Source organism: Providencia sp. wls1943 (genome assembly GCF_009706275.1).
Taxonomy (GTDB): Bacteria; Pseudomonadota; Gammaproteobacteria; order Enterobacterales; family Enterobacteriaceae; genus Providencia; species Providencia zhijiangensis.
Genome location: NZ_WLTU01000004.1, coordinates 63,164 through 86,549, shown reverse-complemented (window position 1 = coordinate 86,549; position 23,386 = coordinate 63,164). Strand labels below are relative to the sequence as shown.

Below are 23,386 nucleotides of genomic sequence, written 5' to 3'. Positions count from 1 at the left end.
AACAATAGGAGGCAATAATGCAGGTGATTTTACAGGTTGATTTCCCATACCAAGGCCCATGGGGTGAAGAGATGGCGGCGGCAATGGAAGGATTAGCGCAATCCATTAACCAAGAACCGGGGTTTATTTGGAAGATTTGGACTGAAAACCAACAGACCCAACGGGCGGGGGGTATTTACTTATTTGCTAACCAAGCCGATGCGCAAGCGTATCTCGAAATGCACAGTGCGCGACTCAAATCCTTTGGTGTACCTGAAGTGAGCGGGCAAATTTTTAGTGTAAATACCGCACTCAGCCAGCTGAACCAAGCGCAATTTATTCAAAAATAGTTTCTATGGAGAGGGCATTTTTGCCTTCTCTTATCCCGTTAAAATTTACTCAGCAAAATCCAATTCATCGACATCCACAGATTGATGAATAACGCGAGAGATAAAAATAAATGGGGTTTGGGGCATGTAATATATGGAATGTTTTTTAAACTCAAATCGCCTCATCCCTTCACATATCCAATGACACTCTTTTCCTATCCATGGCGAACTAGCCAGTAACTCAAACGTTTTTTTTAATTCATTATGGTATTTTTTCGCTTGATTAACACCGAACTGCCGTATTGTGTAACGAGCAATTTGATAAATATCTTCTTCCGCAACTTGGGAAATTTTATACATTTAAATCCTTTTCCGCTCTGGCAAAAATGTCATCCATACTGCTTTCACTTTCAGGTGAATTCAGTCCATCCAATACCATTTTTCTCACATATTCAAGCCGTTGCTCTCTCTCTTCCATCATACGCAATGCGTCCCTTATCACTTCTGATGTATTGCCATAGCGACCAGACTGGATCATATCGCCAATAAAACGGTTGAAGTGCTCCCCCAATGTCACACTTGTTACTCTCGCCATAAACTCACCCACCATAGAATTGTATTACTCAGTCATACAACTATAGCAATGAATTTCTGTTGCTTCCAGCCAGCAAAAACTGAGGGGGCATTTTTGCCCTCTCAGGCCATTGACAAACCCATCAGGTTTAGAAATGGCTCTTTTGGGTTGTAAAATTAACAAGGAAAATCAATTCATTGATTTTCGCCTGATAACACAACATCAAAAATCCCCGTGGCGACGTTCCACCAGCGTTAAAATACTGTACAGCGCCACGATATCGTTATGCTGATTAAACACTTGGACATCCCACTCGATAACCCCATTAGGCTTATCTTCGGCTTTTTTCTGCACCTTTTTGATCTTTTTCTTGCATGTTAAGCGCACTTGGATGGTATCGCCGATTTTTACAGGTTCGATAAAACGTAAGTTTTCCATCCCATAGTTAGCGATAACCGGCCCAACTCCCGCATCCACAAACAGGCCCGCCGCCGCCGATACCACAAAATAGCCGTGGGCGATGCGCTCGCCAAACATGGATTGCTCGGCGCCGAGTTTATCCACATGCACATAGAAATTGTCCCCGCTAAGGCAGGCAAAATTCACAATATCCGCTTCAGTCACCGTGCGTCTCGCGGTCAGTAACGTGTCGCCAATCACTAACTCTTCGAAATATTTACGGAATGGATGCACCACATCGGCAATGGCCTCAGCCCCGCGCATCCACTGTTTGCTAATTGCGGTCAGCATGGATGGGCTACCTTGAAGTGCCGTGCGCTGCATATAATGTTTTACGGCTCGCAAACCACCGAGCTCTTCACCGCCCCCAGCACGCCCCGGGCCACCATGTACCAACATTGGCAAAGGCGAGCCGTGCCCCGTGGACTCTTTCGATGCCGCTTCATCCAGAATAAACATCCGTCCGTGCGCCCGTGCCGCTGCGCGGATCACCGTCTGCGCCACTTGGCTATCGGCAGTCACTAACGAGCCAACTAAGCTTCCGCCTCCTAGCGCCGCCAATTGCACCGCTTGATCTAACCCGTCATAACTCATTAATGTCGCCACGGGACCAAACGCCTCGGTTTCATGTACCGCCTGATGCACAAATGGCTCGGCACAGTACAGCAATGTCGGTGGGAAAAATGCCCCTTTTTCGCTATCGCCAGCCACCACCTGCATATTGGTAAAGCTACCACCGCACAAGCGTTCGCAACCATTGGCGAGCAGATAATTCACTTTATCCTGCACGTCTTGGCGCTGTTCAAGGTTAATCAATGCGCCCATTCGAACCCCTTCGGCAGCAGGATCGCCCACCGCGACATTCGAGATACGTTTTAGGAGGGCATTTTTCACATTTTCCAACTGAGTTTTAGGGACAATAATTCGGCGAATTGCAGTACATTTTTGCCCCGCCTTCGTCGTCATTTCATTAACCACTTCTTTGATAAACAGCGCAAATTCTGGTTGTTCAGGCTGAACATCCGCACCTAAAATGGCGCAGTTCAATGAATCTGCTTCCATCGTAAAAGGCACAGATTTTTGATTGATGCGCGGGTGAGATTTGAGTTTTTGTCCAGTTCCCGCTGAGCCTGTAAAGGTCACCACATCTTCAAAATCAAGGTGGTCGAACATATCCCCAACGCCGCCACAAATTAATTGAATCGCCCCTTCGGGAACTAACCCGCTCTCCACCATCAATTTCACCATCGCGTGAGTCAGTTGCGCGGATGCGCTAGCAGGTTTGATGATAGCAGGCATTCCCGCTAGCCACGTTGGCGCCAGTTTTTCTAGCATACCCCAGCACGGAAAGTTGAACGCATTGATGTGCAAAGCCACGCCACGGCGCGACGTTAAAATATGGCGGGCAACAAACTGCCCCTGTTTTGATAGCGGGATCATCTCGTCTTCTGACCACACGGTATCATCCGGCAGCTCACGGCTTGCCAGCCCCGCGTAGGAAAATAGAGTGCCTATCCCCCCTTCGATATCTACCCAACTGTCTGATTTAGTGGCGCCTGTCTGGGCTGAAATGGCGTATAACGCCTCTTTATGGGCAAGCAAATGTCGAGCAACGGCTTTGAGCATCTCTCCACGCTGTTGAAACGTTAATTTTCCTAGCGCCTCACCACCGACATCACGTCCGTATTGTAGGCTTTGCGCTAATGGCAGCCCTTCAGAGGTCACGGCATAGAGTGCTTCATTGGTTAGCGCATGAAAAATCGGACGACCTTCCTCTGCTCCTGTTGCCCACTTCCCCATAATGTAACTTGTTAAATGTTGCATGTTCCATCTCCAGAAAAACGACAATAAACCACTTTTAGATGTTAAATATGTATCACATAAACAATCATAGATGCCAATCGAAATTTAACAAATAAAACACAAATAGAGTTAATTTGAGTATTTAGGACAAGAATCACACAAAAAATGATGGATTTATCAGTTTGATTTATATAGATATAGTTTAATTGCTTGTGAAGTGAATCGCAAAAACCCTACAAACAGCATTGATCTTATTGTTAACTATTCCTAGCATTAATGTTAAATAAATGTGTTTCATATTTTTATATAAACTTTATTTTTATGAATCACTTTAACGGAAGATAACAATGAACAAGCAAAATCAAATCCACTTCGATGCCAAAATCGAAGCCGACATCGCCATCGAGCCCAAAGATTGGATGCCCGATGCCTACCGACAAAACCTCATTCGCCAGATTGGGCAGCACGCCCATTCAGAAGTGATTGGTATGCTGCCGGAAGCCAACTGGCTCACTCGCGCCCCAACCCTACGCCGTAAAGCCGTTCTGCTAGCAAAAATTCAAGATGAAGCAGGACATGGTTTATACCTCTACAGCGCCGCAGAGACGTTGGGTTGCTCTCGCCAAGACATCTACCAAAAGATGCTCGACGAAAAGATGAAATACTCCTCCATTTTTAACTATCCGACACTCAACTGGGCAGATGTGGGCGTGATTGGCTGGCTGGTTGATGGCGCAGCAATTGTCAACCAAGTGGCACTGTGCCGTGCCTCTTATGGGCCTTACGCCCGTGCGATGGTGAAAATCTGCAAAGAGGAGAGTTTTCACCAACGCCAAGGCTATGAAACCGTCATGGCACTAGCTGAAGGGACTGATGAGCAAAAAGCCATGCTGCAAGACTCTATCAACCGCTTTTGGTGGCCAGTATTAATGATGTTTGGTCCGAATGATTCTGATTCCCCTCATAGCGCCCAAAGTATGGCGTGGAAAATCAAACGCTTCAGTAATGACGAGCTGCGCCAGAAATTTGTGGATAACACCGTACCGCAGGTGGAAGCCCTCGGCATGACCATCCCCGACCCTGACCTGCACTGGGATGACGCGCTAGGTCACTACCGTTTTGGTGAGATTGATTGGGAAGAGTTCTACCAAGTGATTAAAGGGCAAGGGATCTGCAACCAAGAACGCCTTGATGCGAAACGTAAAGGTTGGGAAGACGGAGCTTGGGTGCGCGAAGGCGCAATGGCTCACAGTCAAAAACAAAAAGCCATTAAATCTGCGGCTTAGCCACCCAGAAGGAAAAGACCATGAACAATCAAGATTGGCCACTGTATGAAGTGTTTGTTCGCAGTAAACAAGGTTTAGCCCACCGCCATGTGGGAAGTTTGCACGCCGCCGATGACCAAATGGCCCTGGAAAATGCTCGCGATGCCTACACTCGCCGTAGCGAAGGTTGCTCCATTTGGGTCGTCAAAGCCGCTCATTTGGTCGCATCTCAACCTGATGAAAAAGATCAATTTTTTGACCCTGCGGATAGCAAGGTTTACCGCCACCCGACCTTTTACACCATCCCTGATGGCATCAAAAACATGTAAGGAGCTTGAAATGACCGAAAAACAGCAGCTCCAACATTATGTTTTACGCCTCGGAGACACTCCACTGATTCTGGCACAGCGCCTGTGCGAGTGGTGCGGTCACGCCCCTGAAATCGAAATTGACCTTGCGCTGTCTAACATCGGCTTAGATTTACTGGGGCAAGCGCGCAATTTCCTGAGCTACGCCGCACAACTCAAAGGCGCAGGCTACAACGAAGACAAGCTGGCTTACCTGCGTGATGAGCGTGAATTCAGCAATTTATTGCTTGTTGAACAACCGAATGATGGCTTCAACGATACCCTCGTACGCCAGTTTTTTATCGATGCCTACCATGTGCCCCTGTACAGCGCACTGGCTCAAAGCCGTGACCCACAGCTTGCCGCCATTGCCGAAAAATCCCTTAAAGAAGCCCTGTACCACCTGCGTTTTAGCCGCGGTTGGATGATCCGATTAGGGGATGGTACCGCACTGAGCCAACAAAAAATCCAGCAATCCATCAATCGCTTATGGCGCTTTACGGGCGAATTGTTCCATGCCGATGAAATTGAAATTACGTTAAGCGAGGCAGGCATTGCCGTTGACCCGCGCACACTGCGCAACGTTTGGCTGCAAGCCGTGAATGAAACCTTTGAAGAAGCCACTCTCAGCCTACCTGAGCAAGCTGCTTATCGATTAGGTGGCAAACAAGGCAGCCACACTGAGCACCTCGGTTTAATTCTCACGCAGCTGCAATTTGTGCAACGCGCTTACCCCAACAGCCAGTGGTGATAGCGATGGAACAGAGAATGCAACTTCAATCCCCCGATATTCATCAGATCTGGCAGCAGCTTCAACAGATCCCTGACCCTGAATTGCCAGCTCTGTCTATTACTGATCTCGGCATGGTGCGCCATGTGAAGCCGACCGAACAAGGCTGGCAAATTGGGTTTACCCCAACCTATTCAGGCTGCCCCGCCACCGAATTTTTAATCAATGAAATCAAAACGGTTCTCGATAGCGCTGGTTTTTCACCTGTGGATGTAGAAGTGGTATTAACCCCCGCATGGACGACGGACTGGATGAACCAAGATGCCAAAAGGCGCTTACGTGAATTTGGCATTGCCCCCCCACAAGGCACCGCCTGTGAGCATCCTGAACATACAGGGGCAATTTATTGCCCCCGTTGTGACAGCGAACAGACGGAAAAAATTAGCGAGTTTGGCTCTACCGCCTGCAAAGCGCTGTATCGCTGCAATGAATGCTTAGAACCGTTTGATTACTTTAAATGTATTTAAGGGCACACTCATGACTGTCTTTCACCGTTTAAGTATTGCCGCTATTGACCGTGACACGCCCGATGCCGTGGCGGTCACCTTTCATATTCCTGAATCTTTGCAAGCGCAGTATCGTTACCGTCCGGGCCAACATTTGACGTTGAAAGCTGCGATTAACGGCGAAAATCTTCGTCGCTGCTACTCCATCTGTAGCGCCCCCGATGAAAACGGGCTAAAAATTGGCGTTAAAGCTATCTACGAAGGGCGATTTTCTAACTTTATCAACCAACAACTGAATGTTGGGGATAGCTTAGAAGTGATGATCCCCCAAGGGCAATTTGGCTACCAACCCGATAGCCAGCAACAAGGGCACTATTTAGCCGTGGCTGCAGGCTCCGGCATTACCCCGCTGTTATCCATCATCAAAGCCACATTGCAAACCGAGCCAAATAGCCGTTTTGTGCTGATTTACGGTAATCGCAATAGCCGTTCAGTGATGTTCAAAGAAGCCATTGCTGACTTAAAAAACCGCTTTGCTACCCGTTTTCAAGTGCTGTATCTGTTTAGCCAAGAGCCGCAAGAGAGCGCGTTACTCAGCGGGCGCATTGATGCGCAGCAACTTAGTGCCTTAGGGAAATCTCTGCTCAATTTTAGCCAATTCGACCGCGCTTTCATTTGCGGTCCAGAATCCATGATGGATGAAGTCCAAGAAACTTTAATTCATCACGGCATGGCACAAGAGCGCGTACATACCGAGCGCTTTAATACCTCTGGCGCGAAATTCAAACCGACCATTGCCACCAGTGAAAGCCGCCAAGTTACTCTTTTGTTAGATGGGCGCACCCTAAATATCAATATGGATGGGCAAGATGACAGCATCCTCGACGCCGCACTGCGCCAAGGTGCTGATCTGCCTTACGCCTGTAAAGGTGGTGTTTGCGCCACCTGCAAATGTAAGTTGCGCTCGGGAGAGATTGAAATGGGTGTGAACTACAGCCTCGAGCCTGACCAAATTGCCGCCGGTTATATCCTCAGCTGCCAAGCATGGCCAAAAGGGGATGGCGTGGTATTGGACTTTGATGTGTAGGGATGAGCAATGGAAAATAATTGGATTTTATCTCAACAACATCACCGCGTTCTGACACTAACGCTTAATCGCCCCGATGTACGCAACGCACTGAGTACGCCGTGCCTTGAATTACTGGTTAAGCATCTTGAGCATGCGCAAACCGATGACAATATCGGCGCTATCGTCATCACGGGCAACCCACGTTTCTTTGCCGCAGGGGCTGATCTTAAAGAGCTTCAACAGCAAACCGTTGCCAGCGCCATCACGGATAAACGTCCACAAGTTTGGCGCCGTTTTGCACAAATCAGCAAGCCGATTATTTGTGCCGCCAATGGCTACGCGTTAGGGGCTGGGTTCGAGTTACTGCTCGCCAGCGACATCATTATTGCGGGGGAATCCGCTCGCTTTGGCTTACCGGAAATTACCCTTGGACTGATCCCCGGTGCGGGCGGTACTCAGCGCCTAATTCGCGCAGTGGGCAAATCCCTTGCCATGCAGATGGTACTCACCGGAGAAACCATCAACGCTGAGCAAGCTAAACAAGCCGGATTAGTCAGTGAAGTGTGCGTGGACGCACTCACCCTTGAACGCGCTCAAGCTATCGCCACACGCATCACAGGACATGCGCCTTTAGCCGTAAACGCCGCCAAAGCTGCGCTAGTAAGCGCCCACGAAACTCACCTGACCGAAGGCTTAAAACTGGAGCGCCAGTATTTTGTCAACCTTGCGGGTACTGACGATCGCCAAGAGGGGATCGCCGCCTTTTTCGAAAAACGATCCCCCCAATTTACAGGACGCTAACCATGATAAATGACATCGCTCTCACCGAAGAGATGATCCTTACAACGCTGGAAGATGGGGTGCTCACGATTACCTTAAACCGCCCTGAACGCCTAAATAGCTTTAACGATGAGATGCATCGCCAGCTGAGCACGGCAATAAAAATCGCCGAGCGCGACGAAACTGTACGCTGCTTAGTGATCACTGGCGCAGGTCGTGGATTCTGTGCGGGGCAAGATCTGAACGATCGTAATGTTGCCGTCGGATCCGAAGCCCCTGATCTGGGATTTTCCGTCGAAACTTACTATAACCCACTGATCCGCCGTCTCGTCGCCTTACCCAAGCCGATTATTTGCGCCGTTAACGGTGTTGCCGCAGGTGCGGGAGCGGCAATAGCCCTTGCAGGAGATATTGTTATCGCCGCGAAAAGCGCCAGCTTTATTCAATCATTTTGCCGCCTCGGGCTGGTGCCTGATTCCGGTGGAAGCTGGTTTTTACCACAATTAGTCGGTCGTGCCCGTGCCATGGGTATGGCGATGCTAGGGGATAAAATCAGCGCGGAACAAGCATTGCAGTGGGGCATGATTTGGCAAGTCACGGAAAATGACCAACTCGCCACCACCGTGGGCAACCTCGCAAAGCATCTTGCGACTCAACCGACTTATGGGTTAGGGCTGATCAAAAAAGCCATTCACAGTGCCGCCACTAATACCCTTGATGAGCAGCTCAATTTAGAGCGAGATTTACAGCGCTTAGGCGGGCGCAGCCATGATTATCGCGAAGGCGTCGATGCGTTTTTAAATAAACGCAAACCGACGTTCCAAGGGAAATAACCATGACAGCTTCTCTACAGATACACAATCCACCTATACACGGTCTATCCATAAATAAGGTCGCAGTTATTGGTGCGGGCACCATGGGCATTGGGATTGCGCAAGTCGCTGCCAGTGCAGGTCTGTACGTGCAACTTTTTGATGTCAATACGCAAGTGTTGCAGCAATCTTTAACGGCACTCACCGCTCGTTTACGCAAACGCGTTGAACAAGGTAAAGCGGACGCCAAAAGCACAGAAGAAACTCTTGCTCGCCTCCATGTTGCCGACAGCCTTTCTGCCCTTGCTGACGCCGATTTAGTGATTGAAGCAGTCGCTGAGAAACTCACCATTAAGCAGGCTATATTCAGTGAACTTGAAGATATTTGTCGCGAAAACACGATTTTTGCTAGCAATACTTCGTCATTATCTATCACGGCGATTGCTAGCGTACTCAAGCATCCTGAACGCATGGCTGGCTTACACTTTTTTAACCCTGCTCCTGTGATGAAGCTAGTCGAAGTGATCCGTGGGCTTGAAACCGCAGAGCACGTGGTTGAAACCCTAAAAACCCTGACACTGGCATTCAATAAAATTCCGGTGATTTGCCGCTCCACACCGGGCTTTATTGTTAATCGCGTAGCAAGGCCTTTTTATGCGGAAACCTTACGAGCACTGGAAGAACAAGTGGGCAACCCCGCTACATTAGACAGTGTGATGCGCGATGCCGGAGGCTTTTCCATGGGGCCTTTGCAACTGACGGATTTAATCGGCCATGACGTTAATTACGCCGTGACGGAGTCCATGTTTCAAGCATTTGGCTATGACCCGCGTTTCCAAACCGCATTTGCGCAATTGGCGTTGGTGCAAGCGGGGCATTTTGGGCGCAAATCCGGTCGTGGATTTTATGATTACGCCACTGATAATCATGATGATCATAATAAATCCGCATCTCGGGTCGATGTTGCGCCTTCCATCGTGCAGTCTCACCAGCTCGACATCAAAGCCTATGGAAATTGGCAAATATTTCCTGAACTTAAGCAACTCTTACAGCAAAACGGGATCTGCCTCGAAGAAGCTGAACAAAAAACGCACCAGTCACCCTCACTGGTTGTTAACGGGGTTATTATTATGTTAACAAATGGTGAAATGACATCCACTCTTGCGCAAAAGCTTGATAAGCCCGTGGTGCAGTTTGATTTATCCGCCAACTACGTTGCGGCAACCACTATCGCTATCAGTTGCGCAGTACAAAATAGCCACCAGCAAAACCAAGATGCGATTGCCTTTTTTCAATCCCTCGGCAAGCAAGTGATTGTGCTACCGGACTACCCTGCGCTATTAACCCTGCGCACCGTTGCCATGTTGTGCAATGAGGCTTTGGATGTGGTGAATAAAGGCGTCGCAAGCGCACAAGATACTGATTTGGCGATGTGTTTCGGCGTGAATTACCCGAAAGGGCCACTAGCATGGGGCGCTCAAATCGGTTGGTCACATATTTTGCACACCCTTGAACATTTAACCGATTTCTATGGGGACACGCGTTATCGCCCCAACCCATTACTACGCCAGCTTGCCGCCGGTTTTCAATCACTTTCATTGGAGACATTGCCATGAATTCACTGCCCAACATCACCCTCGCCCAGCAAGCGGCACATGCCATGTACCGCGATGACACTTGCGCCAAAGCCATGGGTATGGTGATTGAAGATGTGGCCGAGGGCTATGCGCAACTCACCATGGTGGTTACCCCCAACATGCTGAACGGGCACAAAACCTGTCACGGCGGGCAGTTGTTTAGTCTGGCAGATACCGCGTTTGCGTATGCCTGCAACAGCCAAGGTTATGCTGCCGTCGCCTCCATGTGTTCCATCGATTTTCTGCGCCCCGGTTTTGAAGGGGATTTACTGACCGCCACCGCCAAAATGCAGCATCAAGGTAAACGCAGTGGGTTATATGAAGTAGAGATTACCAACCAAGATGGCAAACCACTGGCGCTGTTTCAAGGTCGTTCCCACCGTTTAGGTCACCGTTTAGTTGGAGAAGCCTCATGAATGACGCCTATATTTGCGATGGTATTCGCACCCCGATTGGTCGCTATGGCGGCGCATTATCTTCACTACGCCCCGATGACCTTTCAGCCATCACGCTCAAAGCACTAATGGTACGCAACCCACAGCTAGATTGGAGCCTAACCGATGACATTATCCTCGGCTGCGCCAATCAAGCGGGGGAAGATAACCGCAACGTCGCACGAATGGCGGGGCTACTGTCTGGCTTGCCGATTTCAGTATCTGGCACCACCATCAATCGCCTGTGCGGCTCTGGCTTAGATGCCATCGCCCTTGCCGCTCGCAGCATCAAAGCTGGGGAATCGGGATTGATGATTGCCGGCGGAGTGGAATCCATGAGCCGTGCACCGTTTGTGATGGGAAAACAAGATGCTGCCTTTTCTCGCCAAGCGCAAATGTTTGATACCACCATAGGCTGGCGATTTATCAACCCATTAATGGAGCAGCAATTCTCCACTGATTCCATGCCAGAAACCGCCGAAAACGTGGCATACACCTACAAAATCAGCCGCGAAGACCAAGATGCTTTTGCTCTGCGCAGCCAACAGCGTACCGAAGCGGCTCGCCTTAAAGGCATCTTTGCCGAAGAGATTGTTCCCGTCACCGTGAAATTGCGTAAATCAGAGCAGCAAGTGACGGAAGATGAACACCCGCGTCCTGAAACCACCCACGAACAACTGCAAAAACTGAAAGCGCCGTTTCGTGAAAATGGCTGCGTCACTGCGGGCAATGCTTCGGGCGTTAATGATGGCGCCGCAGCCTTAATCATCGCCTCTGAAGCGGTTGCCAAGCAGCAAGGATTAACCCCGCGAGCGCGAGTCATAGCCACAGCCACTTGCGGCGTTGAACCACGCTTAATGGGCATTGGTCCACTACCTGCCACACAAAAAGTCTTAAAGATGGCAGGGCTGACTATCGAACAAATGGATGTTATTGAACTGAATGAAGCCTTTGCCGCTCAAGCACTGGCGGTATTGCGAGGCTTAGGTCTGCCAGATGACGCCCCGCAGGTTAACCCCAATGGTGGAGCTATCTCCTTAGGGCATCCGCTGGGTATGAGCGGCTCTCGCTTGGTGATTTCCGCCATGAATGAACTGCATCGTAAGCAAGGTCGCTACGGGTTATGCACCATGTGCATCGGTGTGGGTCAAGGTATTGCAATGATTATTGAACGAATCTGAATAACAAAACTGCCTGACTCCCCCTACACCTGCTCAGGCAAGTATCAATAATAATAAGGATTGGCAATTATGAGCATGACACAACACGATAATATCGACCCGATCGAGTTTGCTTCTCGCGATGAGATCGAGGCACTGCAATTCTCGCGAATGAAGTGGACACTCACTCACGCATACGAAAATGTGCCAATGTACCGCAAAAAATTCGATGCCGCGGGCGTACACCCTGACGATTTTAAACAGCTTAGCGACATCGAAAAATTTCCCTATACCACTAAGCAGGATTTACGTGAAAACTACCCATTCGACACTTTTGCCGTGCCAATGGATCAAATTACCCGCATTCACGCCTCGTCGGGTACCACAGGTCACCCAACGGTTGTCGGTTATACCCAACAAGATATTGATAACTGGGCAGATTTAATCGCTCGTAGCCTACGCTCTGCGGGTGCGACTCGCGGTGACAAAGTACACGTGGCCTACGGTTACGGGCTATTTACTGGTGGGCTCGGGGCGCACTATGGGGCAGAGCGTCTTGGTGCGGCGGTTATTCCCATGTCCAGCGGTCAAACCGAGAAACAAGCGCAGCTAATTGTCGATTTTAAGCCCGATATCATCATGGTGACGCCATCTTACTGCCTTAGTATTATCGACGAACTTGAGAAAATCATGGGCGGAGACGCTAGTAAGTGCTCACTAAGAATTGGTGTCTTTGGTGCAGAACCGTGGACAGAATCCCTCAGAACTGAAATTGAAACTCGCCTAGGAATCAAAGCCTTAGATATTTATGGTTTATCTGAAGTGATGGGACCCGGCGTAGCCATGGAATGCGCAGACTCTGAAGCAAGCGGCCCAACCATCTGGGAAGACCACTTTTACCCTGAAATTATCTGCCCAAATAGCCTAAAAACCCTCGGTCATGGGGAACATGGTGAGTTAGTGTTCACTACCCTCACAAAAGAAGCCATGCCAGTGATCCGCTACCGAACCCGCGACCTTACTCACCTAAAATCTGGTGGAAACCGCCAGATGCGCAGTATCGGAAAAATCACGGGTCGCTCCGATGACATGATGATTATCCGTGGTGTGAACGTTTTCCCGTCTCAAATTGAAGAGCAAATCATGCAATTCAAAGAGTTATCGCCACACTACCAACTGGAAATTGGGCGCAAAGGCAATATGGATAACCTCTCTGTGCGCGTTGAGCTCAAACACCCTGAGCAGCTGACTTTTGATGAACGCTGTAATATCTGCCACAACCTCAAACACCGTATTAAATCCATGGTGGGGATCAGCACCCGAGTGAGTATCGTCAACTGTGGGGATATCCCGCGTTCACAAGGCAAAGCCCAGCGCGTAATTGATACACGAATTGCCGTCTAATTGCCGAGAATGAGGTGTATTCATGATGAATACGCCTCTCGGCCGGTTTCCTCATAATGCTCACACTCTTTGGCACGAAAACAAGACAATCGACTAGTTTTTGTCTAAGATTTGCCAAGCACCTGATACATAAATTTTAGGGATAAAATCATATGGAAACCAAACTCAGCCAATTTATACACTACGCCATTGAGAGCCAGCCTATCAGCGGAACGTCGCTTATCAGCTCCCTATATGGAGATGCTTTGCACCACCGTGGTGGCGAAGTTTGGCTAGGTAGCCTGACCAAATTGCTTGAGCCAATGGGTTTTTCCGACCGCTTTGTGCGCACCTCCGTGTTTCGTCTACAAAAAGAAAACTGGCTGGATGTCGAAAAAATAGGCCGCCGCAGCTACTACCGTATTTCAGAGCGCGGACAAAACCGCTTTCGCCGAGCGGAAAGCAAAATTTACCTCAGCGAACAGCCTGAATGGGATGGCACATGGGATTTACTACTGCTGGAAAGCGCGGATAAAGACGAAAAAATCCGCCTTAAAAAAGAGTTTGGTTGGCTCGGGTTTGGGCAATTTAATAGCGGCTTGATGGCTGCGCCAAGCCGGACACAAAGCGATATTCCTGCCTTACTGGGGGAGTTAAACGCGGCTGACCAAGTGATTTACTTCCGTGCCAACTATCCCTTTAATCGCTCTGAGAAGAAATTAAAAGAGTTGGTGTTCGATGCCTGGTCGCTCCCTGAGATTTCAGAACATTATCATCAATTTATCAACTTATTCCGCCCAGTAGCATTATTGCTAAAAGAACATGGGGAACAGACAATTTCCCCTGAATTATGTTTTCAGCTGCGCCTATTACTGATCCATTTTTATCGCCGCGTGATCTTAAAAGACCCGTTGCTCCCTGATGAACTGCTTCCAGCACAATGGGAAGGGCATATTGCGCGCCACTTGTGCACCAATATTTACCAGCGTATCGACCAGGGTGCCACCCAGTACGTCACCGACTTGTGTGAAACCACCGTTGGCGAACTACCACACCCCTCCAGCGCCTATTATCGACGTTTTGGGGGTATTCTTCGAGAGCTGGCAGCCGCATAATCACTTTGCTAAAGGAACCTTTATGCCATTTTATCAAATTGACGGTATCACCCCTGTCGTTAGCCCAGAAAGTTTTGTTCACCCTACTGCCGTGATCATTGGCGATGTGGTCATTGGTAAGCGCGTTTATATTGGACCCAATGCCAGTTTACGCGGAGATTTTGGGCGACTGATTATTAAAGATGGGGCGAATGTGCAGGATAACTGCGTGATGCATGGTTTTCCGCAATTCGATACCATCATTGAGGAAGATGGGCACATTGGTCACGGTGCTATTTTGCATGGCTGTCATATCAAACGTAATGCGCTCGTCGGCATGAACAGTGTCATCATGGATGGTGCGGTTGTTGGCGAAAATTCAATTGTTGGGGCTTGCGCGTTTATCAAGGCTGATGCGCAATTTCCTGATAACAGTTTAATTGTGGGCACGCCAGCCAAAGTGCTGCGCAACCTTTCAGAGCAAGAAATTGAATGGAAAAGTAAAGGCACACTGGATTACCAAGCGTTAGTTACCCGCTGCCTAAATACTTTCCAAGAAGCGACACCACTTGCGGAAGAAGAGCCGAACCGTCCAAAACTGGTATTTGACGATATCATTCCAAAATCCAGATTATAAAACTATTCCGTAAAAGATAGGGCACGTGCCAACAACTCACGCGCCCTATCCTGTTAGTGTTTATTCACTTTGCTGCCAAACGGCGGCTTCGCAAACCATACCGTCACAATCAACGCAATAAACACCCAGCCACATAACCAGAAAATCTCATTCGCCGCGATAATCAACCCTTGACTGGTGATCTGCTGAGCAATAAAGCCGGAGGTTTGCTCCGTGGTCATGCCATGCGCCGCCATCCCTTGGTACATATCAAGGGATTCTGGGTTGTAATCCGTAATAAATTCAGTGAGCTGGCTATGATGCACTGCCTCCCTATCGCTCCACAGCGTGGTGGTGATCGATGTTCCAATTGAGCCCGCCAACGTACGGAAAAAGTTCGCCAAGCTGGAAGCCGAAGCTAATTTTTCAGGGGGCAGCCCCGACAGCGTCAAGGTGGTCAACGGCATAAAGAAACAGGCTACTGCCATTCCCTGCACCAACTGCGGCCAGACAACGGCATCGAACCCCATGGATGGCTCAAAAGTATAGGCTCGCCAGAAGAAGCAAATGGCATAAAACACGAAACTAAAAGTGACTATCCAGCGAATATCTAAGAAATCCGAGAGTTTCGCGACAGGTGCTGAGAACAATACGGGTAAAAGACCTATTGGTGCGAGCGCTAACCCTGCCCATGTTGCGGTATAGCCGTACACTTCTTGCAGTAGCTGCGGCAAAAGTACGATCGCCCCAAAATACGCCATATAGGCCAAACTAACCGAAATGGTACCAATGGTAAAATTGCGGGATTTAAACAGCGATAATTCGACGATCGGGTTTTTGGAGGTCAGTTCCCAGATAACCATGAAGACCAGCGCAATTGCGGAGATCACTGCAAGAATCACAATCTCATTGGACGCTAACCAACCGAGCTCTTTTCCTTTATCCAACAGTACCTGCAAGCAGCCCACGCCGACGGATAACAGTGCTAAGCCGATCACATTGAATGGCACTTTCACCACTGTCGATTCCATTCCTTTCAGAATGATCGAGCCAACAATGATCACAAAGATCCCCAGCGGGATATTCATAAAGAAGATCCAGCTCCAATGGAAGTTATCGCTGATATAGCCGCCGAAAATAGGCCCAAAAACAGGGGCTAAAATAATGGTCATCGACCAAAATGCCAACGCCATATTCTGCATTTTCGGTGGATAACACCGCATGATGAGACTTTGTGACAACGGGATAACAGGCCCTGCAACCGCCCCTTGTAGCACACGGAACAAAATCAACATACCAAGGCTGTCGGAAAAACCACATAGTAATGAAAACAGCGTAAACAGTGCCGTTGCCCACAGAAAGACTCTTATTTCCCCGAACCGTTTGGCTAGAAAACCCGAAATCGCGATAGAAATGGCATTCGATACCCCAAATGAGGTGATCACCCACGTCCCTTGAGAGACGGACACCCCAAGGTTTCCCGCAATCGTCGGGATAGCCACGTTGGCAATCGTGGAGTCCAACACCTGCATAAATGTCGCCAGAGACAGGGCGATAGTCGCCCAGACGAGTTTAGCCCCTTTTAGCGGTTGAATATCAGCCATGAGACTAATCCGCGTTATCGCTGATAATGGTATCGATCACCTGATCCACATCGTTTAACTTCAGCACCAAAACATCACTTTCAAACGCGGGAATTGTACGTTGCACTTCCGACAATACAGGACCATTTTGGTCTTTAATATCGATGGTCACATTCATGGATAAACCGATACGTAGCGGGTATTTCGCCACTTGCTCAGGGTCTAACTCCACGCGAACGGGTAGACGCTGCACCACTTTAATCCAGTTCCCTGTGGCATTTTGCGCAGGCAGCAATGAGAATGCACTGCCCGTCCCCATATCCAGCCCCACTACCGTACCTTTGTAACTCACATTGCTACCATAAAAATCACTGTTAATCGTGACCGGCTGACCGATACGCACATTTTCAAGTTGCGTCTCTTTAAAGTTAGCGTCGACCCAAACGGGTTGAACCGGCACAATCGCCATTAACGAGCTTTGCGGGCTGACTTGGGAACCCACTTGCACATTACGGCGAGAGACATATCCCGTCATCGGGCTTTTGATTTCTGTCCGCTGTAGATTGATCCACGCACTGCGCACGCTATCCGCCGCTTGTTGCACCGCTGGCTGGTTTTTCAGTGGCGTATTACGCAACAACGCACGGTTGGCATTGTATTGTTGAATCGAAATATCCAGCGCTGCTTGCGCCAGTTGCACCGCTTCTTGAGAGTGCTGCAAATCCTCTTTTGAAATCGTCCCACTGCGACCTAATGCTGCACGGCGCTGATAATCTTTTTGCGCTTGCGCAAGCGAAACTCGATTTTGTTGGATTTGGGCTTGGTACTGGTCCCCATTGATATACAACTCTTTGGTTTTGCGCACAGTGGACGCTAAATCATGTTTGGCCTGTTCATAGGCCAGTTGCGCATTCGTTTTATCCAGCACCACCAGCACATCACCCGCTTTCACCAAGTCAGTATTCTCAAAGTTCACTTGAGTGACATTTCCGGTGGTTTGCGCAACGATAGGAATTTGCAAACCCGACACATAGGCATCATCGGTATATTCTTGAAAACGCAGAACCAAAAACCAATACGCGCCATAGGCAACAAACAACAAAACAATAATAACCGTAGCGATGATCATCCACAGTGTTCTTTTATTTTCTTGCTTCGTTTTTTGATGCTCTTCAATTGAATTTGTCGGTTGTTCCATAATAACTCTCAAGGGAAATAAACTTTATTCTAGCAATAGAACCTATCTTTACGAACTCATCGTGATAATGCAATAGGCAACTGTTTTATATTAACTAAATATCCATTTTAATTTTTATTTTCTGTTTTAAATCAATATTCAACCTTTTTTAAAATTAGAAAATTTAAATATAATCAAAAAAAGATGAAGTTATTTAAAGATAATAAAAACATTCTAAATAAGATAATTGTGAGTCGTTAAATAATAATCGGCATTTATTTCTTTCATTCCCAAATAGCTATTCTCTCATTTTTCAGTCTATTTCCTACTTTTTGTACGGTTTTTTACGCTCTCTCGTTCCCTCGCACAAAATGTTAACCGTGATCAAACTTTGCCCAAAAAATAGCTCGCTAATTATTTATTTTCTATCTGTATCGGTGTTAGTATTCGAAAACATTATGATTATCATTATCATTTAGTTTTGCTAGGGAAAAACATGAAAACGCACTATCACTACTCTTTAATCGCTGCAGGTGTTTGCGCAGCGTTGGCTTCATTTAGCACCACAGCAGAAGAAAATTCAGACAAAATGATTGTTACCGCATCGGGTTATTCCCAGCAATTACGCGATGCCCCTGCCAGCGTTACCGTCATTACTGCCGAGCAGTTACAAAATAAACCTGTTCGCGACTTAGCTGATGCCGTCAAAGATGTTGAAGGTGTCAGTGTCGTCGGCAGCGCCAATAAACAAGATATTAATATTCGCGGGTTATCCGGTGAATACACTCTGATTCTGGTGGATGGTCGTCGCCAAAATAGCCGTGAATCTCGCCCAAATGGTAGCGGCGGCTTTGAAGCAGGCTTTATGCCGCCTGTTGAAGCTATCGAGCGTATCGAAGTGATCCGTGGCCCAATGTCCTCCTTGTATGGCTCTGATGCCATGGGCGGCGTCATTAACATCATCACCAAGAAAGTGACCAATGAGTGGCACGGTAGCGTCACCACGGGCGCAATTATTCAAGAAAATAGCGAAAGCGGCGACTCCATGGACGGTAATTTCTACCTGTCTGGTCCGCTGATTAAAGATAAACTAGGTCTGCAACTGTATGGTGGCGGCGATTACCGTAAGGAAGATAAAATTCCGGATGGTCATGATAAGAAAGATAATAAAAGCCTGACAGCAAAATTAACTTTCACGCCAATGGAAAACCAAACCTTCTTACTTGAAGCGGGTAGAACTACCCAAGAACGCTATGCTGAACCGGGTAAATCCCTCGCTGAATACTCCATGTTTAATGGTGTAAAACGGGATAACACCAAATCAGAAACTCACAATAACCGTAATCATATGGCGCTGACGTACAAAGGCGACTGGGATGTGATTCAAACAGAAGTGAGTGTTTATCAAGAACAAACCAAACGTAAAACCAAAGCCGAAACCAAAGACGCAAAAACAGGGTTGTATAATTACGCTTATGAGGCTCGCGTGCCTGAAATCACGAATACCGTCGTGGATGGTAAAGTGGTTGCTTTCCTACCGGACAATATTTTGACGGCGGGAACCCAATACCAGCATGCGAAGCTGAAAGATACGTCAGCGACAGGCGCAAAAACTACTGAGAATGTCTCTCTGACTGCGGATCAATACGCTCTGTTTTTAGAAGATGAGTTTACTGCCACTGAAAATCTGATTTTAACCGGTGGTATCCGTTTAGATCATCATGAATTCTATGGTGACCACTGGAACCCGCGCGGTTATGCCATTTACCATCTGACCGATGAAATCACCATCAAGGGTGGAGTATCACAAGCTTTCCGCGCACCAACACTGCGTGAAATTAGCCCGAACTACAAAACATCGACAGAGAAAGGTAAAGGGATCATTTACGGTAACGACAACCTGAAACCGGAAAAAAGCTTTAACCAAGAGATTGGGATCGCCTATGACCATGAATCTGGTTTCAATGCGAGCGTCATGTTCTTCAATACTGACTTTAAAAATAAACTCACCAGCTACTACACCGGTGATAAAGACCCAGTGACAGGCTTGAACCTGTACACCTACGACAACGTCGGTGAAGCCAACATCAAAGGGGTAGAAATCGCGGCGGGTATTCCATTTGCCGAAGATTGGAACCTTAGCCTGAACTACACTTACACCGATTCAGAGCGTAAAAGTAATGATGAAAAACTCACCAGCGGTAAATCCCTCAAAGGCTACCCATTGGATAAAACACCGAAACATTTAGCGAATGCGAAGCTAGATTGGCAATATAGCCCAGACCTCAACTTATACACCCGTGCGCATTATGAAGGTGAGCAAGTTTGGGCGGCACAACGTAACGGTTCTTCCGTTCCACGTTACCGTAAAGGCTATACCACCATGGACGTAGGCGCGACGTATCAGTTGCTGAAAAATACCAAACTGAACTTTGCTGTCTTAAACATCGCTAACGAGAAAGGCTCTAAAATTGATGCTGAGAATGGCGGTAACTGGGATGTTGAAGACGGTCGCCGTTACTGGGCGAATGTCAACGTGACATTCTAATCCCTGATTGCGGGTATGACGCTTATCGCTGATTACCCGCTGATTCTTTTTCGTTCGATGGCAATCCCAATGATAAAAAAACTGTTTATGGCGAGCCTATTGATGTGTATCGCAAGCAATACTTGGGCACGCCCCAACCCGAATATTCCCGAATTTGATGCACGTGTGGCGGACGTATACACGGTGCAGCACCATGATATGCGCAATGGCCAGCGCGAGCTGCGCATCTACAGCGCCGTTCCACAGAATATCTTAGAAAAGCGCCCCGTGCTGTTTATGTTAGATGGGAATGGTCTGTACCCGCTCGCGGTCAATCAGGCTGCTCAGCAATTTTCCCCAGAAAAATTACCGATTATTATTGGTATCGGCTACCCCAGCCCTGAAGCGTTCCCTAAGAAAGAACGCACGTACGACTATACGCCGAAAGTTGCTGGAGACGCATTCCAACACGGTGGTGGTGCAGAATCTCTGTACCAGTTTCTCACCTTCACCATTCGCCCATGGGCTGAGCAACAGTTCCCGATAGATACCCAACGCGAAACGCTATTTGGGCACTCATTTGGCGGTTTATTTACCCTGATGGCGTACCAAGATCACCCTGCGGATTTCCAGCATTTTGTCGCGGCAAGCCCGTCATTGTGGTGGGGAGAAGGGAAAATGGTGAATTTAGATAAGTTAACGCGCCCGTCGAAAGCATCGCCGCTAGATATCACCCTCGGGGAGTTAGAAGAGACGCCGGATTTAAGCCGTTTAACCGATGAGCAAAAGCAGAATTATCAAACGCGCAAAAGTTGGATTTCTCCGCGTGAAGTGTGTGAAGCCATAAACAGCCCTCAACGGGTTTGTGATTTCACCTTATTTGCGGGCAAAACCCATGGTAGCGTCATTCCCGATGCCATCAAGAAAGCGTTGGAAATCGCAACATCCGAGCCATAAAAAATCGGTTTCCTGCCCAAAAGCACGAAACCGAGTTATTATCGATAAAAACTGGCTAGACAACTTAACTGTCTGTGGTGGCACTAACAAGGTAATCCACAATATCTTGTAAGCGTTGCCACTTCATCCACACTTCATCCCGCAATGGCTGTTCGGTATATTCCTCAATCGCCGCAATCAATTCCAACAGCTCTAAAGAATCGATATGCACATCGGCAATCAGCTCCGCATCCATGGAATAGGTTTTGTTGATACCTGAATACTCACGAATTTGCTGAAGATGGCGCACTAACCATTGCTGCGCCATATCCTGTTGTGGGGTCATGTCATTACCTTATGGAAAACGTTTGGCGTCATCGTTATAATACCGCTCGACTTCCGCTTGGTTTGCTCTTAAAGCGCCGCGCTCTGTACCTGTGAAAAGCTTATCGGCTTTCGCGATAGAATCTGCAAACATTTGCTCCGCAGGTACCGTTTGTGGAGCTACACGTAACCCTTGATAAATTTCTTTATCTGCTTGGTTTGCTCTTAAAGCGCCACGCTCCGTACCTGTGAAAAACTTATCGGCTTTCGCGGTAGAATCTGCAAACATTTGCTCCGCAGGTACCGTTTGTGGAGCTGCACGTAACCCTTGATAAATTTCTTTATCTGCTTGGCTATGGTTTAACCCTCCGACTGTCGTGACAACGGGTTTCGCTTCATTCTCTGATCCATTGCTCGATGTCCAGCCCGACTCAGTTCGAATATAGCGATTCTGAAAACCTGGATTTTTCGGCAATAGCCATTGAATATCCGCAATATATTTTCGAGGTTGCTCAGCCAGCTCTTTTACCTCTGGGCTTTCTAACTCAATCTCGAGCTTAATCTCTTCCTTAGCAGGTTGAGGGCGAACGCTGTTTGCATTCTCCGATGGCGCTCTTAACTCAGGGCGGTTCTTTTTCATTGAACCTCCGTCAATTTCGTCTTTCAAAACAGTAGTCGATACGGGAACTGGCGCTCTGTATTGAGTCCATTCCGATGGATCATGCTTAGGCGTATTGATGACCGCATTTATCCCTTGGGACAGTGGTGGTGGCAATACCCTTTCCCCAAAATTATTTTGTGATTTTGTCGTGCTGCCGCTGGATGCCCCGTTATGATAGTGGTTGATATTGTAAGTATTACCGACATTTCTATAATTGGTAGTATTAGCTGCATTCGGCGCTAAAGCGGGCGATAACACTGGATGCGGATATCCAGCGTCAATTTCATCCCCCGCCAAATCATGCGGATTTGATGCAGGTTTTTGATGTGCCGACTCACTTGCATTATTCATATCGTTGAATGAACGAATGTGCTCAATTTTGCTTTCTAATTCTAAAAATACGTTATATAGCTGAAGCGATTTATCCGCAAAAGATGTTTTTCCATGCTGTTTATATTCTTGAATATAGCCTTCCATTTTCAGCTTGCTTTGATGTTCTAGCATGCTCACGAGGGTATCATTCACATCACAGCTATCAACATCGGCTCTATCAAAAACTTCCGCTAACTTGTCTTTAAGTGCAGGGTTCACATATTTCTCAACAAAACGGCCAGAAATAGTTTGCCATCTGTTCTCACCAAGACTTTTAAATACGGATGCCATTTTTTTATCAAAAACGCGTTCTTCACTATTTAAAATATTTTCAAATTGCGAATATTTATTTGCTTGTGTATTTAGCGAGTTAACTAAATCTGCCGCAGACTGCAAAAGTCCAGGTTCACGATTGATTTCATCCTGCGTTAATAAGCTTAAAAGAATTAAACTATTCTCTGGACGATAATTAATCTCTTGTAGAATCAAATTACCACTCGCACCCGCACATAGTACCGATAAGATCATTTTCTCTGAAATTTTTGGAAATGTTTCATTTAACATCTGATGAATAGCCTTAGCTTGTTTACGATGATTAACTCGGTGTAATTCATTACGATCTCCGGCAATCGAAACTTGATCATTTGTTGTGGAATTTCCAGGGAAATGGCTTTGCCCCCCTATCGAGTTAACAGTCGAAATTTGTGAACTGATAGGATTATTACCTACCCGCGATGTGGCATTTAATGATATATCTGACGAACGCCTAATCTCGGAATTAGTGCTTCCAATAATAGTCATAAAAACTCCTCATAGTTTCTTATGATTA

General features: G+C 47.6%; 23 protein-coding genes. 16 read left to right on the top strand and 7 right to left on the bottom strand.

Annotation, left to right across the window (positions count from 1 at the left end):
• Positions 1-17: 17 nt before the first annotated feature.
• Complete coding sequence (locus GKR48_RS01175; RefSeq protein WP_154602233.1) at positions 18-329, top strand: monooxygenase; 312 nt, start codon at positions 18-20, stop codon at positions 327-329.
• Between the two features lie 45 nt (positions 330-374).
• Here the strand turns inward: GKR48_RS01175 and GKR48_RS01170 are convergent, their stop codons facing one another.
• From GKR48_RS01170 to paaZ, 3 genes are all read right to left on the bottom strand, one after another.
• Positions 375-668: a type II toxin-antitoxin system RelE/ParE family toxin gene (locus GKR48_RS01170; RefSeq protein ID WP_154626343.1), complete on the bottom strand. Its 294-nt coding sequence runs from the start codon at positions 666-668 to the stop codon at positions 375-377.
• Positions 661-903, bottom strand: a complete 243-nt coding sequence (locus GKR48_RS01165) for a type II toxin-antitoxin system ParD family antitoxin (protein ID WP_006663118.1) — start codon at positions 901-903, stop codon at positions 661-663. Before GKR48_RS01165 ends, GKR48_RS01170 begins: the two co-directional genes overlap by 8 nt.
• Before the next feature lie 201 nt (positions 904-1,104).
• Positions 1,105-3,165, bottom strand: a complete 2,061-nt coding sequence (paaZ, locus tag GKR48_RS01160; RefSeq protein WP_154626341.1) for a phenylacetic acid degradation bifunctional protein PaaZ — start codon at positions 3,163-3,165, stop codon at positions 1,105-1,107.
• A gap of 326 nt (positions 3,166-3,491) precedes the next feature.
• On the opposite strand from paaZ, the gene paaA reads away from it, so the two are divergent.
• From paaA to paaY, 13 genes are all read left to right on the top strand, one after another.
• Complete coding sequence (gene paaA, locus GKR48_RS01155; RefSeq protein ID WP_154626339.1) at positions 3,492-4,430, top strand: 1,2-phenylacetyl-CoA epoxidase subunit PaaA; 939 nt, start codon at positions 3,492-3,494, stop codon at positions 4,428-4,430.
• 20 nt (positions 4,431-4,450) lie between these two features.
• On the top strand, positions 4,451-4,738 hold the full coding sequence (paaB, locus tag GKR48_RS01150) for a 1,2-phenylacetyl-CoA epoxidase subunit PaaB (RefSeq protein ID WP_036948387.1): 288 nt from the start codon (positions 4,451-4,453) through the stop codon (positions 4,736-4,738).
• A 10-nt stretch (positions 4,739-4,748) separates the two neighbouring features.
• Positions 4,749-5,507: a 1,2-phenylacetyl-CoA epoxidase subunit PaaC gene (gene paaC / locus GKR48_RS01145; protein WP_154626337.1), complete on the top strand. Its 759-nt coding sequence runs from the start codon at positions 4,749-4,751 to the stop codon at positions 5,505-5,507.
• A gap of 5 nt (positions 5,508-5,512) precedes the next feature.
• Positions 5,513-6,013, top strand: coding sequence for a 1,2-phenylacetyl-CoA epoxidase subunit PaaD (gene paaD / locus GKR48_RS01140; protein ID WP_154626335.1), 501 nt, complete (start codon positions 5,513-5,515; stop codon positions 6,011-6,013).
• Positions 6,014-6,023: 10 nt separating this feature from the next.
• Positions 6,024-7,079, top strand: a complete 1,056-nt coding sequence (paaE, locus tag GKR48_RS01135) for a 1,2-phenylacetyl-CoA epoxidase subunit PaaE (protein ID WP_154626332.1) — start codon at positions 6,024-6,026, stop codon at positions 7,077-7,079.
• Positions 7,080-7,088: 9 nt separating this feature from the next.
• On the top strand, positions 7,089-7,862 hold the full coding sequence (gene paaF / locus GKR48_RS01130) for a 2,3-dehydroadipyl-CoA hydratase PaaF (RefSeq protein ID WP_154626330.1): 774 nt from the start codon (positions 7,089-7,091) through the stop codon (positions 7,860-7,862).
• A 2-nt stretch (positions 7,863-7,864) separates the two neighbouring features.
• Complete coding sequence (paaG, locus tag GKR48_RS01125) at positions 7,865-8,674, top strand: 2-(1,2-epoxy-1,2-dihydrophenyl)acetyl-CoA isomerase PaaG (protein WP_154626328.1); 810 nt, start codon at positions 7,865-7,867, stop codon at positions 8,672-8,674.
• Between the two features lie 2 nt (positions 8,675-8,676).
• Positions 8,677-10,269: a 3-hydroxyacyl-CoA dehydrogenase gene (locus GKR48_RS01120; protein WP_154626326.1), complete on the top strand. Its 1,593-nt coding sequence runs from the start codon at positions 8,677-8,679 to the stop codon at positions 10,267-10,269.
• The gene (gene paaI, locus GKR48_RS01115; RefSeq protein ID WP_154626324.1) at positions 10,266-10,706 is read left to right on the top strand and encodes a hydroxyphenylacetyl-CoA thioesterase PaaI; all 441 of its coding nucleotides are present in this window, start codon (positions 10,266-10,268) and stop codon (positions 10,704-10,706) included. The genes GKR48_RS01120 and paaI overlap by 4 nt, the downstream gene beginning before the upstream one ends.
• Positions 10,703-11,905: a 3-oxoadipyl-CoA thiolase gene (pcaF, locus tag GKR48_RS01110; protein WP_154626322.1), complete on the top strand. Its 1,203-nt coding sequence runs from the start codon at positions 10,703-10,705 to the stop codon at positions 11,903-11,905. The genes paaI and pcaF overlap by 4 nt, the downstream gene beginning before the upstream one ends.
• A gap of 69 nt (positions 11,906-11,974) precedes the next feature.
• Positions 11,975-13,288, top strand: a complete 1,314-nt coding sequence (paaK, locus tag GKR48_RS01105) for a phenylacetate--CoA ligase PaaK (RefSeq protein WP_154626320.1) — start codon at positions 11,975-11,977, stop codon at positions 13,286-13,288.
• A 152-nt stretch (positions 13,289-13,440) separates the two neighbouring features.
• On the top strand, positions 13,441-14,382 hold the full coding sequence (paaX, locus tag GKR48_RS01100) for a phenylacetic acid degradation operon negative regulatory protein PaaX (RefSeq protein ID WP_154602220.1): 942 nt from the start codon (positions 13,441-13,443) through the stop codon (positions 14,380-14,382).
• Between the two features lie 22 nt (positions 14,383-14,404).
• Entirely contained in the window at positions 14,405-14,998 is a 594-nt protein-coding gene (paaY, locus tag GKR48_RS01095; protein ID WP_154626318.1) for a phenylacetic acid degradation protein PaaY, read from the top strand.
• 53 nt (positions 14,999-15,051) lie between these two features.
• Here paaY and GKR48_RS01090 read toward each other — a convergent pair whose 3' ends face one another.
• Both GKR48_RS01090 and emrA read right to left on the bottom strand, forming a co-directional pair.
• Positions 15,052-16,581 (bottom strand): DHA2 family efflux MFS transporter permease subunit, encoded by a 1,530-nt coding sequence (locus GKR48_RS01090; RefSeq protein ID WP_154626316.1) that lies wholly within the window; start codon positions 16,579-16,581, stop codon positions 15,052-15,054.
• A gap of 4 nt (positions 16,582-16,585) precedes the next feature.
• Positions 16,586-17,758, bottom strand: coding sequence for a multidrug efflux MFS transporter periplasmic adaptor subunit EmrA (gene emrA / locus GKR48_RS01085; RefSeq protein ID WP_154626314.1), 1,173 nt, complete (start codon positions 17,756-17,758; stop codon positions 16,586-16,588).
• Between the two features lie 475 nt (positions 17,759-18,233).
• On the opposite strand from emrA, the gene GKR48_RS01080 reads away from it, so the two are divergent.
• Complete coding sequence (locus GKR48_RS01080; RefSeq protein ID WP_154626312.1) at positions 18,234-20,285, top strand: TonB-dependent receptor domain-containing protein; 2,052 nt, start codon at positions 18,234-18,236, stop codon at positions 20,283-20,285.
• A 15-nt stretch (positions 20,286-20,300) separates the two neighbouring features.
• A complete protein-coding gene (locus GKR48_RS01075) occupies positions 20,301-21,221 on the top strand; it encodes an alpha/beta hydrolase (protein ID WP_154626310.1) in 921 nt (306 codons plus the stop codon).
• 64 nt (positions 21,222-21,285) lie between these two features.
• Here the strand turns inward: GKR48_RS01075 and GKR48_RS01070 are convergent, their stop codons facing one another.
• Together GKR48_RS01070 and GKR48_RS01065 are read right to left on the bottom strand one after the other, a co-directional pair.
• The gene (locus GKR48_RS01070; protein ID WP_154626308.1) at positions 21,286-21,546 is read right to left on the bottom strand and encodes an acyl carrier protein; all 261 of its coding nucleotides are present in this window, start codon (positions 21,544-21,546) and stop codon (positions 21,286-21,288) included.
• A 9-nt stretch (positions 21,547-21,555) separates the two neighbouring features.
• Complete coding sequence (locus GKR48_RS01065; protein WP_154626306.1) at positions 21,556-23,358, bottom strand: hypothetical protein; 1,803 nt, start codon at positions 23,356-23,358, stop codon at positions 21,556-21,558.
• Positions 23,359-23,386 lie beyond the last annotated feature (28 nt).